Genomic DNA, 16,307 nt, shown 5'->3' on the forward strand with positions numbered 1-16,307 from the left:
TTGCAGCCCACAAAACTAACTCTTAAACCCCTGGCATGAACAACTCCGGCACCTCGCTTTCGCGCTTTCACGGCACCGGCGTGGCCCTGATTACGCCCTTCACCGCCAATTTTGCGGTAGACTACTCCGGCTGGCGCCGCTTGCTCGATTTCTGCATTGACGGCGGGGTAGAATACCTCGTGGTGAACGGCACCACCGGCGAGTCGCCCACCACCACGGTGGCCGAAAAAGCCGAGCTGCTGCGCGTGGCCAAGGAGCACGTGGCCGGCCGCGTGCCGCTGGTGTACGGCATCGGCAGCAACAACACGGCCGACGCCGTGGAGCTGTTTCGCAGTACCGACCTGCACGGCGTGGCCGCCGTGCTCTCGGCCAGCCCGGCCTACAACAAGCCCAGCCAGGCCGGCCTGGTGGCCCACTACCAGCGCCTGGCCGACGCCAGCCCCGTGCCCGTCATCCTCTACAACGTGCCCGGCCGCACAGCTTCCAATCTCACCGCCGAAACCACGCTGCGCCTGGCCCACCACCCCAACATCATCGGCATCAAGGAAGCCAGCGGCCTCATGGAACAATGCTTGGCCATTGCCGCTCACAAGCCCAAGGATTTCCTGCTGCTCTCGGGCGACGACATGCTCACGCCCGCCCTCATAGCCTGCGGCGGCGAGGGCGTTATCTCGGTGCTGGCCAACGCCTTCCCCAAGCGTTTTTCCGACATGACCCGCGCCGCCCTGGCCGGCGACTTTGCCGCCGCGCGCGCTGGTCTCTTCCGCCTGCTGCCCCTCAACCCCCTCATGTATGAGGAAAGCAACCCCGTAGGCGTGAAAGCTGCCCTCGAAGCCCTGGGCGTGTGCGGCGCCGCGGCCCGCCTGCCGCTGCTCGAAGCCACCGAGGGCCTGAAGGAGCGGATTCGGAAGGCGCTGTAAGCAGTAGCCGAGGGGCCAAATGGTGCCTGGTTTCAGCCATTAGCCGGGAGCAGCGCCGCTGGCGGTTGCTCCCGGTTTTTCCGCTCGCCGGCCACCATCAGGAAGCCGTAGAGAAACACGAAGAAATTCAAGCCAATCTGCAGGTCCAGCACGGAGTCGACCAGCATGGCGGTGGCTTCGATGACCAGGAATAGGCACACGGCGGCGTCGCGGCGGGCCCAGCCTTGCGTGAGCGGCCAGAATAGCAGCCCCAGCAGCAGGGCCACGCCCAGCACGCCGCCGCCCAGCAGCGACTGCACGTATTGGTTGTGCACCTCGACGCGGTTTTCTTCCCGCAGGCCCAGGCTCTGCCAATCATACTGCGCCATCATGGCGTCGCGCACGTCGGCCGGCCCCACGCCCCGGAACCAGTGGTCGCCCGCGATGTTGCTGGCCGTTTGGAGTGCGGCCAGGCGGCGGGCCACCGAATATTCGTTGATATCGCTTCCGTTGGTGTATTGCTCCAAGTCAAAGAGTGTGCTGTTCACTCGCACCTGCACCGTGGGCAGCAGTTGGTAGGCCAGCCACGGCCCCAGCGCCAGTCCCGCCAGCAGCGCCAGTCCCAGCACCAGGTGCCGACGGACCAGTACGCGCAGGGCCACGGCCAGCAGGCCGGCGTAAAACACCAGCAGGCCGGTGCGGTAGGCCAGCACATGCAGCGCAATGGCCGCTACCGCCGCCGCGGCCAGCAGCGCCGCCCGCAAAGCCCGCCCGGCCCGCTGATGGCCCCGTAGCAGCAGCCCGGCGAAGAAAGTCAAGGCCAGCATTATCCCAAAGGCAATGTGGAAGATGTGCGTGATGGCCGGCACGTTCTGACCCACCCGAATGGCTTCGGCTGCAGCCGCAGGGTCGAGCAGGTAGCGCGCCAGCGTGGCCAGGCCGACGGCGGCCGTGCCCAGCACAAACGTGCTGCCCACCGCCAGCCGCTGCCAGCCTGCCAGCGGCACGGCCACGGCAAAGGCCAGCGGCACGCCCAGCCACACCAGGTCGCGGTACAGCTCGTGGCGCCAGGTGGCCCAGTTGCTGGTATACAGGCCCGTTAGCAGGAGGAAGGCCGGAATGGCGGCCGCGCGCATGGCGGCACCGTTGCGAAAATACCGGGGCAGGGCCCGCACGAAGTCAGGATTGGCCAGGGCCGCCACCACGCCCACAATGGGCGCAATGGCAATGAGGGCCCGCGAAGCCAGCAGCCCCGCAACGCCCGTCACGCAGGCCAGCAGCAATAGGTATTGCGAAAGGCAGCCGGAACGGTAGTGCTGTAGCAAAAGGAGAATAAAGAAAAAACGTTGGCGGGCGCAAGAACGGAACGGCGCCGCCATTCGGTATGCGGCCGCCCGATTTTACCAGCCGCTGGCCAGCACATCGGCCACGTGCAGGCACTTGAGGGGCAGCTTTTCGCGCTTGATGTAGGCGTCCAGGTGCATGAGGCAACTCACGTCGGTGCTCACGAGGTAGTCGGCGCCGGTATCGAGGGCATGTTCTACTTTCTGCTGGGCCATGGCCACCGAAATGGCTTCAAACTTCACCGCAAACGTGCCGCCGAAGCCGCAGCAGGTGGTGGTTTCGGCCATTTCGATGCGTTCCAGGCCCGCCACGCCGTCGAGCAGCTGCCGGGGCTGCGGCCGGATGCCGCACTCGCGCAGGGCCGAGCAGGAGTCGTGGTAGGTGTATTTGCCTGCCAGCCGGGCACCCGGCACAGCGGCCACACCCAGCACATCCACCAGGAATTCGGTCAGCTCATACACGCGGCCCTGCACGCCCTTGCAGGCGGCCAGCTTCGGCGTGCCCGCAAACAGTTCGGAGTAGCTGTTGCGCACCATGCCCACGCAGGAGGCCGATGGGCTCACCACGTAGCGCGGCCCGGCTGCGGCGGGCGGCGCGGCAAAATCAGCCAGAAATTTTTCGGCCACGGCGCGGCTCTGGTCGTGGTAGCCGGCATTGTAGGCGGGCTGGCCGCAACAGGTTTGGGCCGGGTTGTAGTTGACCGCGACGCCCACTTTTTCCAGCACCTTCACCATGTTCAGGGCCGTGGTGGGATAAAGCTGGTCGACGAAGCAGGGAATGAAAATATCGACGATGGGCATTAGGCAGAAGAATTTAAAAAGCAGGCGAATTAGTGCCCGGCAAACACGGGCTGGCTGAGCAGTTGGGCTTCCCGAAAGGCTTCCATATTCAGTCCGGTTGGCACGCTCTGCTCCGCCAAAAACGCCACCAGATTCTCGGTCGCCATGTTGCCCGTCAGTTCATCGGCCGCCATGGGGCAGCCGCCGAAGCCGCCGAGGGCCCCGTCAAAACGGCGGCAGCCGGCCTCGTAGGCGGCGGCCACTTTCTCGCGCCAGGTGCCGGGCGTGGTGTGCAGGTGCGCACCGAACTCAATCTGCGGATAGGCCGGAATCAAGGCCGAGAACAGCGGCGCAATAGTAGCCGCAGATGAAGTGCCCACCGTGTCGGATAAGGCCACAATGCGCACGCCCAGTGCCGCCAGCTGCTGGGTGAAATCCGTCACGATTTCCGGGCTCCAGGCGTCGCCGTAGGGGTTGCCGAAGCCCATCGAGAGGTACACTACCAGCGTTTTGCCGGTGCGCTCGCACAGCGCGTGCATGGCGGCCACGTCGGCCAGGGCCTCGGCGGTGCTTTGGTTGGTGTTGCGCCGCTGGAAAGTTTCCGACACCGACAGCGGGAAACCCAAATAGCTGATTTCGGGGTGCTGGGCGGCGGTTTCGGCCCCGCGCAGGTTGGCCACAATAGCCAGCAGCTTGGTTTTCGTGTTCGCCAAATCGAGCCCGGCCAGCACCTCGGCCGTGTCGCGCAGCTGCGGAATGGCTTTGGGCGACACAAACGAGCCAAAGTCGAGCGTGTCGAAACCGACTTGCATCAGGGCGTTGAGGTAGGCGGTTTTGGTGGCCGTCGGGATAAAGTCGTGCAGGCCCTGCATGGCGTCGCGGGGGCATTCGATGAGCTTCATGGGAGCAAAATAGGGGGTGGGAGGGGCCGTAAAGGTAGCAGCCGAAGGGAGGCGTGGGGAAGCCCGTTCCCGAACTAGCCACCGGCCGCCATTGTTGGGAGGAATGCTTTTTAAAAGGAATGTGAACGCCGCGCGGCCGACTACCCAGCCGCGCGCCCGAGTTTGGTGGACCTTGTTAGCTGTGGCTTTGCTGGCTCTGGGCGGCTGCAGCAAGCAGCAAACCTTGCAGGCCCTGTTTCAAAAATCAACCCCGCACGAGGCCTACGCCCGCCAGCTGCACCAGGCCGGCTTCGACCAGCGCCCCGCCGGCCGCGCCTGGCTGGGGGCCGCCGCCCAGGCCCTGCGCGACTCGCTGGTGGTCGCCCTACCCTTTGCCGAAACCGGCTATTTCCGCCCCGAGCGGCCCGCTGCCGCCAGCTACCGCTACGCCGTGCGCGCCGGCGAGCAGGTACACGTGAGCCTGGCCCTGGCGCCGGGCGTGAATGCGCGCGTGTTCGTCGATGCCTTTGAAGTAGGGCCGGGCCGCCGCCTGCTGCCTCTAGCCAGTGCCGATACCTTGGTGCTCGATTTCCGCTACCGGGCCGAAAACGACGGGCAGCACCTGCTGCGCCTGCAGCCCGAGCTGCTGGCCGCCGGCCGCTACACCCTGCGCCTAACCCGCGAGCCCAGCCTGAGCGTGTTCCCGGTGCAGGGCCGAACCGATGCGGCCGTGGGCAGCTTCTGGGGCGCGGCGCGCGATGCCGGGGCCCGCCAGCACGAGGGCATCGACATTTTTGCCCCGCGCGGCACGCCGGCCGTGGCGGCCGTGGCCGGCTACATCACCCGCACCGGCGAAACCCCACTGGGCGGCCGCGTGGTGTGGCTGGCCGCCGACGGCCGCCCCGACCACCTCTACTACGCCCACCTCGACCGGCAGCTTGTGACACCCGGCCAGCACGTGCAGCCCGGCGACACCCTGGGCCTGGTGGGCAACACCGGCAACGCCCGCACCACCGTGCCGCACCTGCATTTCGGCATCTACCGCGGCGGCCGCGGCGCCCTCGACCCTTTTCCGTTTGTGCAGCGCCCGGCCGCCCCGGCCCCCGCGCAGGCTGGCCCTGACCGCCGGGGCGAGTTTGTGCGGTTGCGAAAAGAAGCCGCTTTGCAAGCCACGGCTGCTTTGAAGAAAAACCGCAAGCCGGAGCTGGCAGCCATTCCGGTTCGCGTGCCGCTGCTGGTGGTGGGGCAGCAGGGCGCGGCTTTACGCGTGCAGCTGCCTTCGGGTGAGCTGGGCTACGTGGCGGCGCAAGGCGTGGTGGCCGCGGCGGCCACGCCGCTGCGCCGCCTCAGCCTCAGTGGGCCTACCGAGTTGCACGTGGGGCCGAGTGCTACGGCGCCGGCTATTGGCGCGCTGGCGGCGGGTACCGCGGTAGCCGTGCTGGGCCAGGCCGAAACCTACAGTCTGGTGCGCGGGCCCAAGGGCGAAACCGGCTGGGCCGTGCTCTAGGCAACTCCGCTGGGCTGGTTTCGTTAGGGAAGCAGGCCGTACTTTGCGGCCGTCCGGCGTGTGGGCCTTGCGCCAGCGTCGGCGCCACCTTTCACCCATTCCAGCATCATGGCTGATAATTCCTCCAATTTCGCCGACATCGCGGCCTCCCTGCTTAACAAACTTTCGGGCGGCGTCGAGCTGAGCTGCGCCTTCGACCAGGTCGAGCTGCAAGTGCCCAACGCCCAGAACCCCAACGCCCCCGCCGCCACTTGGAAGCTCAACGGCTCGGTGCGCATCCGCACGCGCGGCGAGCAGCCCAGCGCCCCCCAACTACCGGCCAGCCCCTCCGAGCCCGGTGCCTAGCGTCCTCGAAATAGATGCCCAGCTGGTCATCACCTGGAATGGCCACCCGTTGCAGTTGGCGGCGGCTGGCACCTACCTCATCCTGAACATTCCCAGCCAGGAGGTCCTCGACCAGCTCACCGCCGGCCCGCCCAAGCCGCCCGGCACGCCCAAAGCCCCCAAGCCGCCGGGGCCCGACCCGCTGCAGCAAATCAACGACCTGGCCCGACAACTGGGCTGGGTGCTCGACCTGCGCGTGGGCGGCAAGACCTACGTCACGTTCGGGGTGCAGCGCACGCCCAAAATCACGCTCAACGCCGTGCTGGGCAAGATTGGCTCGTTCTTCAAATAAGGCAGTGGGTAGAGGGTCAAATTCGGGCTATTTGCAACTAATTTTTACCCAATTAGTTTCGGTACTATACCCCTTGGTGCCCCCCAAATGAACCCCGAAAACAATCCCGATAACCACGTCGGCGCGCGGCAGCGTCCGTCGCCTTTTGCCCGCATCGAGCGCCTGCCGCCGCTGGCGGTGGCGCTGTACTTGGCGCTGCTGGCTATCACGGTCATGTTTTTCGTGTTGATTGTGGCCTACGTGGCGGCCCGGCTGCGGAGCGGCGTGCCCACGGGGCTACACCCGCTGCCGCGCTATTTCTCGCTCAGTACCATTGTGCTGATTGTCAGTAGCTACACCATGGCGCAGGCGCCGCGCCTCTATGCCCAAGACGATTTGGCGAGCCTGGCCCGCGGCTTGGGCGCCACGCTGCTGCTGGGCTGCATTTTTGCCGGCCTGCAGGTGCTGGGCTGGCGTGAGCTGATGATGTATGGCACGCCTTTCAGCGGCCCTGGCAGCCAAAGCAGCGGTCAATTTATCTACCTGATTTCAGCCCTGCACGTGGCGCACTTGCTGGGGGGCATGCTCTTTCTGCTGGCCTTCCTGCTGCGCGTCATTCACAACGAGCGCGACGCCGTTCGGACGCTCGTCTTCATCCGCAACCCTTACTATCGGCGCCAATTACGCTTGCTGAGCACCTACTGGCACTTCGTCGACGTGCTCTGGGTAGTGCTGTTCGCCGTCTTTCTGTTCATGTATTAATGAGAAGCTAGACAATGGGAGGTGAGACCTGGGCAAGCAGAAAAAAGTGTGGTCTTGCCATGTGCTTGCTCAGGTCTCACCTCCCATTGTCTAGCTTCTCTTATTGGCTACAGCACCACCTCCAGCCAGCCACGGAAGCGGCGCCCATCGGTGTAGGTGATGTAGTAGTAGAACATGCCGCCGCTGCCATTGCCTGGCCAGCGGAAATCCCGGTCGTTCGATTCAAAAACCTGCTGGCCCCAGCGCGAGAAGATGCGGATGTTGGTGAACTGCGAGTCGCAGAAATTGGGCGGCAGTTCGGGCAGGCGGAATTCGTCGTTTTGCCCGTCGCGGTTGGGCGTGATGACGTTGTAGAGCTTCACGGCCAGGGTGTCGGGGCTTTTCACCAGCAGGCGCACGCGCTGCACCTGCGGCAGCGGCCGGCAGGTGGCGTCAACCAGCTGAAAAGCTACCACCAGGTCGCGGTGCAGGTTGGCGGCCGCGCAGCTCACGTCCCAGCGGAAGACGCCCGTGGCCACCCCGCTGCCGTTTTGGGCCTCGAAGCGCATGCCGGCACTGCTCAGGTCGAAGCCCTCCTTGCCATCCGACGCAAGGCCGGTGGCCACAAGGGTAAGCCCGTCGCGGTCAGGGTCGACGCCGTTGAACGTGGCCGTGTAAATCTGGCCCAACGGCAGCTTAACCTCGGGCATGTCGTTGCCTGATTTAGTGACAGGCAAGGTAGAAGTGAGGGTGGGGGCGCGGTTGGCGTAGCGCACGACGATGGGCACGCTCACCGTGGCCGCCTGGCGCTCGCTGCACGGCGATGTGGCCGCCGCAAACTGGAAATTGAACACCGAATCGGCGCCCACGGCCCGGCAATCGACGCGCCAAGTGAAGCGCCCGCGCTGCTGGTTGGCCTGCGTGCCCTGCGACAGCGTGGCGCCCAAACTGGTGGGGTTGAAGCCCTGCCCGGTCATTTCCAGTTGTATGGGGTCGTTGTCGGGGTCGGTGCCCGTCACGTCGAAGCTTATCAGGTCGCCCACGTGGGCGCGCAGGGGCAGGACGGGGCCCGCCGTGGTGATGAGCTGCGGCGGCGAGTTGGGCGGCGGCACGGCCGTGAAGGCTACCCGCACCGTGTCGCGCTTGGGCAGGCTGCAGCCGTCGTCGCCCACCACCACATCCAGCAAAAACACCCGCCCGCGCGAGTTGAGGCATTCGGGAAAACACAGCGTGGCGGTGAGCGTATCGGGGGCACCCGGGCTGCGCACGGCGCCAGTAATGGCGGTGGTGAAGTTGGGCAGCAGCCCGGTGAAATTCACCGGGCTCAGGCTCAGGGTGAGGCGTGAGTTGGGGTCGGGGTCGGTGAAGCGCAGGCGCACGCATCGGTTGCCACCGGGCACAAAGCGCAGCGTATCGCGCCCCGGCCGGTACACGCCCGCGCCCGTGGGCGTAGGCTGCAGCACAATCTGAGGCTTGGTATTGGTGGGGCACACCAGCACCATCAGCTGGAAATCGCGGCGGCACTCCCCGATTTTCTCGCCGCGCCGGTATTCCGCGCAGCGCACCCCAAACACAAACAAGCCTTGGCTGGTGGGCCGCACCGTGAGGCGCCCGGTGTGCCGGTCGATGCGCAGGGTGGGGGCGCCCGGAATCTGATTGGTCGTGCCCAGGCCAAAATTCCAGCTGATGTCGGAATAGGGGGCGGCCTGGGCCGTGGCTGGCTTGGGCGTATTGGTGTCGGCGTGCCCGTTGAGGGGCGTCACCAGGTCGTACACCAGCGAGTCGCCGTCGGCATCCTGGCCGCCAAAGTCGTAGTAAAACAGCTCATTGATGCACGCGTAGTCAGCCAGCGGCGGGAAGATGCGGGGCGTGGAATCGTAGAACGAGCTGCCGCGCCGCACCACGGCCGGAAACTCCAGGTAAAACGCTTGGGCGGCATTGCCGGGCGCCGCAATGTTGCTGATGCTGTTGTTGCGGCAGCACCGCTCCACGGCCACGTAGTAGCCCTGGGGGCTGTTGTACGTACTGGCCGAGAGCGTAATATTCTTGCTATACACCAGCTTGCGGGTGCTTAGGGTGGGCTTGGCGCAGGCCGGATTGGTATAGTTGACAAAGGTGTTGCTGGTGAGGGGCAGCACCACGTTGGCCATGCGTGAGTTGGCCCCTTTTTCAAAAATGCTGGCCGTCAGGTCAGCGTCGAGGGCGCTGGCACTGCCGTACACCGCGTCGAAATACAAGTTAAGCTTAAGCGTGTACGACTCGCCGGTGTTGTGCACCAACTCCATTTCGCCGCCCACGATGTGCGTGGCCCACGCCGGCCCGGCCAGCAGCAACCATAGTGCCAGCAACAAAACCGACCGCAACGCGCCAGGCGGATGAAGGCGTAAAGGCATGGGTACCGGGGTAAGCGTCTTAAAATCCTGATTTAAAACCGAAAGATACTCTTGACTTGGCCAACTTCGAGCTGAAACTTGTCGTTTGCCGACAACTACCGCTGCCGTACCTTCGAAGGCCGGCTGGCTGGTAGCTTAACCCGTCTTTCCTTCAATTTGTTACTGCCCTTTTATGCGCTTTCATTTTTACGCTTTCGTGCTAAGTTGCCTGTTCAGCACGCCGGGTAGGCTGGCGGCCCAGGCACCGCAGCCCTTGCCCGCCACGCGCCCGGCTACCCCCGTCGACCTGGATGCCGGCCGGCTGTGCGCGGCGGCGCACGTGCACACGGCCCAGCGCACGGCCACCTCGTCGGTATCGCACCGGCGCAAGATGGACCGCTACGACGTGAAGTACTACAAGCTGGATTTGGCGATGGAAAACAATTCGCTGAACGTGGCCGGCTCGGTGTGGATGCGCGTGCGGGTGGGGGCGCAGGCCCTCGATTCGCTGGCCTTTGAGCTCTACCAGGCCCCGGCGGGCTCGCCCGCCGGCACGGCCACCCTGCTCATCGACTCGGTGGTGGTGAACGGGCGCCGCTCGCCCGGCATCCGCCGCGCCGGGCCCGACGCCACGGCGGCCCTGGCCCAGCCCGCCGCGGCCAACTCGCTTGCCGACGCCCGCATCTACTACCACGGCACCGCCCCCAGCGGCAACTCGGCCGCCATCGGCAACGGCCTGAGCACCCGCAACACCGTGCATCTCGATACCTACCAGGGCGCGCCCGAGTTTGCATATAACCTGACCTGGTCGTTGTCGGAGCCGTTTTCGGCCCACGAGTGGTTCCCCTGCAAGCAAGTGCTCACCGACAAAGCCGACTCGTCGGACGTGTGGGTGACCACCACCTTGCCCAACAAAGTCGGCTCAAACGGCGTGCTGGTGCGCAGCGTGCCGCTGGCCGGCAACAAGATGCGCTACGAGTGGAAATCGCGCCATCCGATTGATTATTACCTGATTTCGGTGTCGGTGGCGCCCTACGTGGAGTACATGACCACGGCCCGCCCGGCGGGAGGGTCCGCGGTGCCCATCGTGAGCTATGTCTACAATCAGAACTATCTGAATTACTGGATGCCGTACATATCGAACACGGCCGACTTTCTCGAAAATTATTCGGCTCTGGTGGGCATGTATCCTTTTGCCAATGAGAAATACGGTCACACCATGGCCCCCATCTTCGGTGGCATGGAGCACCAGACTATGACCACGCAGGATGGCTTCAATTACACCCTGGATGCCCACGAACTGTTCCACCAGTGGTTTGGCGATAACGTGACCTGCGCCAGCTGGGAGGACATCTGGCTGAATGAGGGCTTTGCTTCTTACGGCGAATACCTGTCGCTGCAAACATTCCGACCCAACGACGCCAGGTCTTGGATGGACGACGCCCACTTGTACGCCCTGCAAAACCAGGGCAGCATCTACGTGGCCGATACCACCAACGTGGGCCGCATTTTCGATTATAACCTGTCCTACAAAAAAGGCGCCGGGGTGGTACACATGCTACGCTACCTGCTGAACGACGACACCAAGTTTTTCCGGGCCCTGCGCACCTACCAAACGCAGTATCGCGGCTCCACGGCCCGCACCGCCGACTTGCAGCGCATCTTCGAGGCCGAAGCGGGCCGGCCGCTGGGGTACTTCTTCCAGCAATGGTTCACGGGGCGCGGCTACCCTATCTTCAACGTGACCTGGAACCAGAGCGGCAGCAACCTGGTGCTGCGCGTGAACGAAACCGTGACGCAGCCCGCCACCACGCCCTTCTTTGATACCGATGTGGACTATCGCCTCACTTTCGCCAACGGCACTGCCCAAACCGTGCGCCGCCGGCAAACCACGGCCACCCAAACTTTCGCCCTGACGGTGAACGGCACCGTCACGGCCATCACCGTCGACCCCGACCAGTGGGTGCTCGACGCCCCCGGCCCAGCCCCCGTGCGCGACAACAGCGTGCTGGCTACCCGCGCGGCCGCTTCGGCGCTACTGCCGGTGCATCCCAACCCCTGCCACGACCAGCTGCAGCTGCCCGCCACCCCGGCCGCCGCGGCCGAAGTGCGCGATGCTACCGGGCGCCTGGTGCTGCGCCAGGCCCTGGCCGGCGCCCAGCCGCAACTCGTTACCCACGCCTTGGCGCCCGGGTTGTACCAGTTGCGGCTGGTGGGAGCGCAGGGCGAACCGATGGGCCAGACGCGCTTTGCCAAGGAGTAACGGTTCTGATTGTGAGGTAGTAAAAAAGGGCCGCCAGCACAACTGCTGGCGGCCCTTTTTATGGTTTTCAGGCTCAGAAAGTATCGTGGTATTCAGGGATGCGCGCCTGGGTAGCGGCATCGGGCAGCGGCGCATCCAGCAGGCATTGCAGCAGGTCTTCGAAGGGCCAGGCTGGCGTAAAGCAGGGGTCGAGCACGGCGTTGCTGGCGATGCGAATGAAGAACGGGGTGCCGTCCACGGCCACCAAATCGACGGTGATGAGGCCGAAGCGCTGGTTGCAATGGCCCGTTTTGGGGCAATCGGTGGGGTTGGGCTTGAAGAGCTGCTTGAGCGTGATTTCGGTGTGGCCGGCGTTGCGCCGGGTGCCACGGTCGGCGCAGGCGCGGCGGTAGCCCTGGGCCAGCAGCCGCTCGCCGAGGTGCTCAAAGAAGTGGCGGAAGTTGCCGGGCCCGATGCTGGGGTCGTAGAACAGCAAAGCCCCGCGGCGGCCCTGTTCGGCCAGCAGCTCCACGCGCAGGCCGCGGCTGCCGCCCGCACCGCCTTTGCGCAGGTGGTAGGCTTTGTAATAAGGCCCCAGCCAGTTCAGAAACACCCGCTGCTCTACCCAGCGGGCGTGGCGTTTGGCCTGGCCCGCGGTGAGCTTCACGGCGCGCCAGGGCGCCTGCGCTTTCGCCCGCTGGGGACGAAAAAGTGTCTGGAGGAAATTGAGCAAGGGTGGAACGGTTAGTGAGGTCGAAACACGGCCTGGGGGAAATAGTTTCGGCCTCTGCCGCGAACAAAGCCCCGGTTTGGCCGCTGCCCAGGCCGCCTTGCCGATGCCGTGCCACGAAAAAGGCCGGCCCCCGCAAGGGAGCCGGCCCGGTAAAAACGGCCTGAAGTAGTGCCGAGCTTATTTCACCCGCGTCCAGGTTTGCGACTTGCCGATGAGCGAAAAGCCGATGTAGCCTTTCACTTCCATGGTGTTGGCGTTTTCCATCTTCATGTAGCAGGAGTACGTTTTGCCGCTTTCGGGGTCGTAGATTTTGCCATCGTCCCATTTGTTGTCGCTGTCGTACTTGAAGCCCTGCATGAACACCAGGCCCAGGCGGGGGCGGCTGCGCAGCTTGGGGTCGGGGTTTTGCGAGTCGGTTTTGGGCTTGCCGCTGGCGTCGTTGGGCGTGGTCAGGCTCACGATTTTGCCGCACAGCTTGTCGCCGCACTTATAGATTTCGAACGTGGCTTTCTTCTCCGCATTCGTCCACACCCCCAGCGGAGACATGGATTGGGCCGAAGCCATGCGGGCCGCGCCCAGCACAAGGAGAACAAACAGGAGCAGGGTTTTTTTCATTTCAAAATGAAGATTGGGTGAGGTTTGGGAAGAAAAGGTAAGGGAAAAAAATCCGGAAGCTCAACTACCGGCTTCAACAAGCCATAGGCAAGTTTACGGCCAAGTTTGGAGGTGCAGCAAAAAGGCAAATTTCTTGGCCGGTCAGCTAAAATTAATAGCACTGTAAATCAGGCTTCAAGCCGCGCTGGGGGCCAATAGGCCTAAAAATAGGCCTGTAAATTTTGAACCTTACCCCCCGCTATTAACTTTACCGCTCAGTAGTGAGTGCTACGGCCTCGCTCAAGCAGCCCTAAGGTGCTGGGCCGCGCGAGCGAAGGTTATGTCGAACGTAAAGAAAGGAGGTACAAAATGTCTAGTAGTCCCAAACAAATCCTGCCAAGCCTGTCGAATGTCGTACGCTTCACCGCAGTACGCGCCTAACAACAGCTTCGTGGGGTAGCTCCTAAGGCTGCCCACATTCGGCCAGGTCTTATCTTAAAGACGCCGGAACTGTACCCCAGTTTCGCCGCTTGGTAAGATTTGAAGGATTAGATGCCCGGTTTGCCCAGCCGCCCTTTAGTGGGACGGCAGAGGCAGGCCGGGCATCGCTGCGTTTGCGCCATTGAAGTTTGACGCCAAACCCGCTTAGCGTGCCGTGCGCTTGTGAGTAGCGGCTTTGGGCCTGGGGACCGGCTTACTCACCTTCTTTGTCATGGCTTTTTTCACAGGCGCTTTCTTAGCAACGGTCTTCGTTTTCACTGCTGCCTTCTTTACCGATGCCTTCTTTTTGGTGGGTGCCTTGGCTGCTACCGTCGCTTTGCGTGCCGCTGGCTTTCTAGCAGCGGTGCGCTTGCGCGAAGTAGTTGATGCCGTTGGTCTGGCGGACTTTTTGGTTGGCAGTTTCTGCGGCAGGGCGGGGGCCACCACGGTTTCTGGCGCCTCCACGGGCACGGCCGGTACTGGCAGCGCGGCCACGGCGGCTTTGCGTGGGGTGGTGGGTTCGGGCCGGGGGCGGGCGGTAGCTACCTCATTAGTACCCAGCACGCGCCGCACCTGCATGAAGCGCCGCTCGTAGTCGGAATTTTCTACTTGGTTCACTTTTACGAAGGGCTCGCGGCGCGACGAGGAGGCGTGCACGAAGCGCAAGGGCACCTCGCCCCGCCGGGAAATGACGATGCCCGCGTGCCCTGGCGTGCTGCTGGTGCTAGCCGTGCCGGTAAACACCACAATGTCGCCGGGCTGGGCCTCGGCGCGCGGCACGGGTCGGCCCACGTCGATGAGCAGGGCCGTGGAGTGTGGCACGGCCACCCCAAAACGCGCAAACGTGTACATAATGAACCCCGAGCAGTCGAAACCGGTGAGGGGCGAGGTGCCGGCATACACGTAGGGCGTACCGCGCTGCGCCAGTCCGAAGGCCACCACGCTATCGGCGCGGGCGGCCAAGCCCGGGCGCGGCCCCTCGCGCAGGCTGGCGAAGGTCGAAGTGGTGGCTGGCGGAGCTTGTACGGCCTTTGGTTGGGCCGCGCGGTGGCCGAGGCGCGGGAGCACCAGCACCATCAGGGCCACCAGCCCGGCAAAAGCCATCCATATAAAGCGCATAAACAAGTAAGTATCGGTTGGGGCGGCTCAGTTTAGAACCACCTTGGCTCCTAACGGTGCGGCCGTGCGTTGGGTTGGAGCCGGCGGCGGGGGCGTATTTTGCAGGCTCGAATTATTTCACAACGTTGTCAATGCTCAAAAAAACTCCCGCCTTCCTTTCCGCTGCCCTGCTGGCCACGCAGTTGGCCGGTTCCATTCCGGCCCAGGCCCGCCCCGCGGCGGCCGTGCCTAGCCTGCGCTATTCGTTGTCCATGCCGGCTCCGCAAACACATTATTTTGAAGTAAAAATGGAGCTCGGCGGCTTTCCGGCCGAGTTTACCGACGTGAAAATGCCCGTATGGGCGCCCGGCTCCTACTTGGTGCGCGAGTATTCCAAAAACGTGGAAGGCTTTCAGGCCCGCACGGCCAGCGGCCAGGCCCTGGCCTTTGAGAAAATCAACAAAAACACCTGGCGGGTGAAGCACCCCAAGCAGGCCAATTTTACGGTGAGCTACCGCGTGTATGCCTTCGAGCTAAGCGTGCGGACCTCGTTCGTGGATGCCGACCACGGCTACCTCAACGGCAGCAGCGTGTTCATGTACCCGGCCGACAATAAGATGCTGGGCAGTACCGTGGTGGTGCAGCCCGCCGCCGGCTGGTCGCAGGTGAGCACCGCGCTGCGCCCCGGCACCGGCAAATTCACCTACAAAGCCATGAGCTACGATGAACTGGCCGACTCGCCGATGGAAATCGGTAACCACAAAGTATTGGAATTCACGGTCAACGGCACACCGCACCAGGTGGCCATGTTCGGCACCTACCAGGCCGACGACGCCAAAATCGTAGCCGACATGAAGCGGGTGTGCGAAGAAGCGCACCGCGTGATAGGACAGAACCCGCTGGACCATTACCTATTCATCGTGCACAATTTGGAGCGTGGCGGCGGCGGCCTGGAGCACCTGTACTCGACCACGCTGGAAGTGGGCCGCACTACCTATAGCACCGACGCCGGCATGAAGTCCTTCCTGGGCCTGGTGGCGCACGAGTACTTCCACTTGTGGAACGTGAAGCGCATCCGCCCGATGGCGCTGGGGCCCTTCAACTACGACCAGGAAAACTACACGCACATGCTGTGGGTGAGCGAAGGCATGACGGAGTATTACTCCAAACAGATTCTGGAGCGGGCCGGCGTGCTATCGCAAGCCGAGTACTTGGGCAAGCTGGCCAACGCCATTGGCGAGGTGGAAAACACGCCCGGCAACAAGGTGCAGTCGGCTGCCGAATCCAGCTTCGACGCCTGGATTAAGTATTACCGGCCCAACGAAAACTCCGTGAACACCCAAATTAGCTACTACTCCAAGGGCGACCTGATTGGCACCTGGCTGGATTTGAACATCGCCCAGGCTACCCAGGGCCAGAAGCACCTCGACGACGTGTTCCGCCTGCTTTATGACACCTACTATAAGAAGGCCGGCCGCGGCTTCACCGACAAAGAGTACGAGGATGCCGTGGCCACGGTGGCCGGTCGCCGCTTCGACGAGTTCTTCCAGAACAGCGTGTACGGCACCAAAACCATCGACTACGCTACGGCCCTCGGTTACGCCGGCCTCAGCCTGACCAGCGCTCCGCTCACCACCTCGGGCACGCTGGGTGCCACGTTCTCGAACCGCACCGGCAAGCTACTGGTCACCAGCGTGGTGCGCGACGGCGCCGCCTGGAACACCGGCCTGAACGTGAACGACGAAATCCTGCTCATCAACGGCGTGGCGCCCAGCGAGGAGTCGGTGAAGTCGCTGCTCAGCGGCTCGGTGGGCAACGAAGTGGCCCTACAGGTGCGCCGCGACGGCCTGCCCCGCGAGCTGAAAATCAAGATGGCCGCCAACCCGGACGTGAAATACACCATTCAGCCGGTGGCCAACCCCACGGCCGCTCAGCAGAAGGTGCTAGCCAAGTGGCTGGGCAAAGCCTAAGCAGCTTTTAAA

General features: G+C 63.9%; 14 protein-coding genes. 7 read left to right on the plus strand and 7 right to left on the minus strand.

What is annotated here, in order from left to right:
- Nucleotides 1-35 precede the first annotated feature (35 nt).
- On the plus strand, nucleotides 36-920 hold the full coding sequence (dapA, locus tag MTP16_RS15695) for a 4-hydroxy-tetrahydrodipicolinate synthase (protein WP_243511402.1): 885 nt from the start codon (nucleotides 36-38) through the stop codon (nucleotides 918-920).
- Between the two features lie 32 nt (nucleotides 921-952).
- Here the strand turns inward: dapA and MTP16_RS15700 are convergent, their stop codons facing one another.
- The 3 genes from MTP16_RS15700 to MTP16_RS15710 all read right to left on the minus strand — a co-directional run bounded on the left by MTP16_RS15700 (nucleotide 953) and on the right by MTP16_RS15710 (nucleotide 3,924).
- Nucleotides 953-2,224 carry an O-antigen ligase family protein gene (locus MTP16_RS15700; protein ID WP_243511404.1) on the minus strand — a complete coding sequence of 424 codons (1,272 nt, stop codon included), beginning with the start codon at nucleotides 2,222-2,224 and terminating at the stop codon, nucleotides 953-955.
- A gap of 75 nt (nucleotides 2,225-2,299) precedes the next feature.
- A complete protein-coding gene (locus MTP16_RS15705; protein ID WP_243511405.1) occupies nucleotides 2,300-3,043 on the minus strand; it encodes a (Fe-S)-binding protein in 744 nt (247 codons plus the stop codon).
- Between the two features lie 29 nt (nucleotides 3,044-3,072).
- Nucleotides 3,073-3,924: a hydroxymethylglutaryl-CoA lyase gene (locus MTP16_RS15710; protein ID WP_243511407.1), complete on the minus strand. Its 852-nt coding sequence runs from the start codon at nucleotides 3,922-3,924 to the stop codon at nucleotides 3,073-3,075.
- A 181-nt stretch (nucleotides 3,925-4,105) separates the two neighbouring features.
- Here MTP16_RS15710 and MTP16_RS15715 point away from each other — a divergent pair, with 181 nt between their 5' ends.
- From MTP16_RS15715 to MTP16_RS15730, 4 genes are all read left to right on the plus strand, one after another.
- Nucleotides 4,106-5,410 carry a M23 family metallopeptidase gene (locus tag MTP16_RS15715; protein WP_243511409.1) on the plus strand — a complete coding sequence of 435 codons (1,305 nt, stop codon included), beginning with the start codon at nucleotides 4,106-4,108 and terminating at the stop codon, nucleotides 5,408-5,410.
- 108 nt (nucleotides 5,411-5,518) lie between these two features.
- Nucleotides 5,519-5,755: a hypothetical protein gene (locus MTP16_RS15720; RefSeq protein ID WP_243511410.1), complete on the plus strand. Its 237-nt coding sequence runs from the start codon at nucleotides 5,519-5,521 to the stop codon at nucleotides 5,753-5,755.
- Nucleotides 5,748-6,086 (plus strand): hypothetical protein, encoded by a 339-nt coding sequence (locus MTP16_RS15725; protein ID WP_243511412.1) that lies wholly within the window; start codon nucleotides 5,748-5,750, stop codon nucleotides 6,084-6,086. Before MTP16_RS15720 ends, MTP16_RS15725 begins: the two co-directional genes overlap by 8 nt.
- A gap of 87 nt (nucleotides 6,087-6,173) precedes the next feature.
- Nucleotides 6,174-6,827: a cytochrome c oxidase subunit 3 gene (locus MTP16_RS15730; protein WP_243511415.1), complete on the plus strand. Its 654-nt coding sequence runs from the start codon at nucleotides 6,174-6,176 to the stop codon at nucleotides 6,825-6,827.
- 107 nt (nucleotides 6,828-6,934) lie between these two features.
- Here the strand turns inward: MTP16_RS15730 and MTP16_RS15735 are convergent, their stop codons facing one another.
- Entirely contained in the window at nucleotides 6,935-9,199 is a 2,265-nt protein-coding gene (locus MTP16_RS15735; protein ID WP_243511416.1) for a gliding motility-associated C-terminal domain-containing protein, read from the minus strand.
- A 172-nt stretch (nucleotides 9,200-9,371) separates the two neighbouring features.
- Here MTP16_RS15735 and MTP16_RS15740 point away from each other — a divergent pair, with 172 nt between their 5' ends.
- A complete protein-coding gene (locus MTP16_RS15740; protein ID WP_243511419.1) occupies nucleotides 9,372-11,441 on the plus strand; it encodes a M1 family metallopeptidase in 2,070 nt (689 codons plus the stop codon).
- 73 nt (nucleotides 11,442-11,514) lie between these two features.
- Here the strand turns inward: MTP16_RS15740 and MTP16_RS15745 are convergent, their stop codons facing one another.
- The 3 genes from MTP16_RS15745 to MTP16_RS15755 form a co-directional block, all read right to left on the minus strand.
- On the minus strand, nucleotides 11,515-12,153 hold the full coding sequence (locus tag MTP16_RS15745) for a hypothetical protein (protein WP_243511421.1): 639 nt from the start codon (nucleotides 12,151-12,153) through the stop codon (nucleotides 11,515-11,517).
- A gap of 177 nt (nucleotides 12,154-12,330) precedes the next feature.
- Complete coding sequence (locus MTP16_RS15750; RefSeq protein WP_243511423.1) at nucleotides 12,331-12,768, minus strand: DUF2147 domain-containing protein; 438 nt, start codon at nucleotides 12,766-12,768, stop codon at nucleotides 12,331-12,333.
- 624 nt (nucleotides 12,769-13,392) lie between these two features.
- The gene (locus MTP16_RS15755) at nucleotides 13,393-14,346 is read right to left on the minus strand and encodes a C40 family peptidase (protein WP_243511426.1); all 954 of its coding nucleotides are present in this window, start codon (nucleotides 14,344-14,346) and stop codon (nucleotides 13,393-13,395) included.
- 131 nt (nucleotides 14,347-14,477) lie between these two features.
- On the opposite strand from MTP16_RS15755, the gene MTP16_RS15760 reads away from it, so the two are divergent.
- The gene (locus tag MTP16_RS15760; protein WP_243511428.1) at nucleotides 14,478-16,295 is read left to right on the plus strand and encodes a M61 family metallopeptidase; all 1,818 of its coding nucleotides are present in this window, start codon (nucleotides 14,478-14,480) and stop codon (nucleotides 16,293-16,295) included.
- Nucleotides 16,296-16,307 lie beyond the last annotated feature (12 nt).

The organism is Hymenobacter monticola (assembly GCF_022811645.1).
Classification (GTDB): Bacteria; Bacteroidota; Bacteroidia; order Cytophagales; family Hymenobacteraceae; genus Hymenobacter; species Hymenobacter monticola.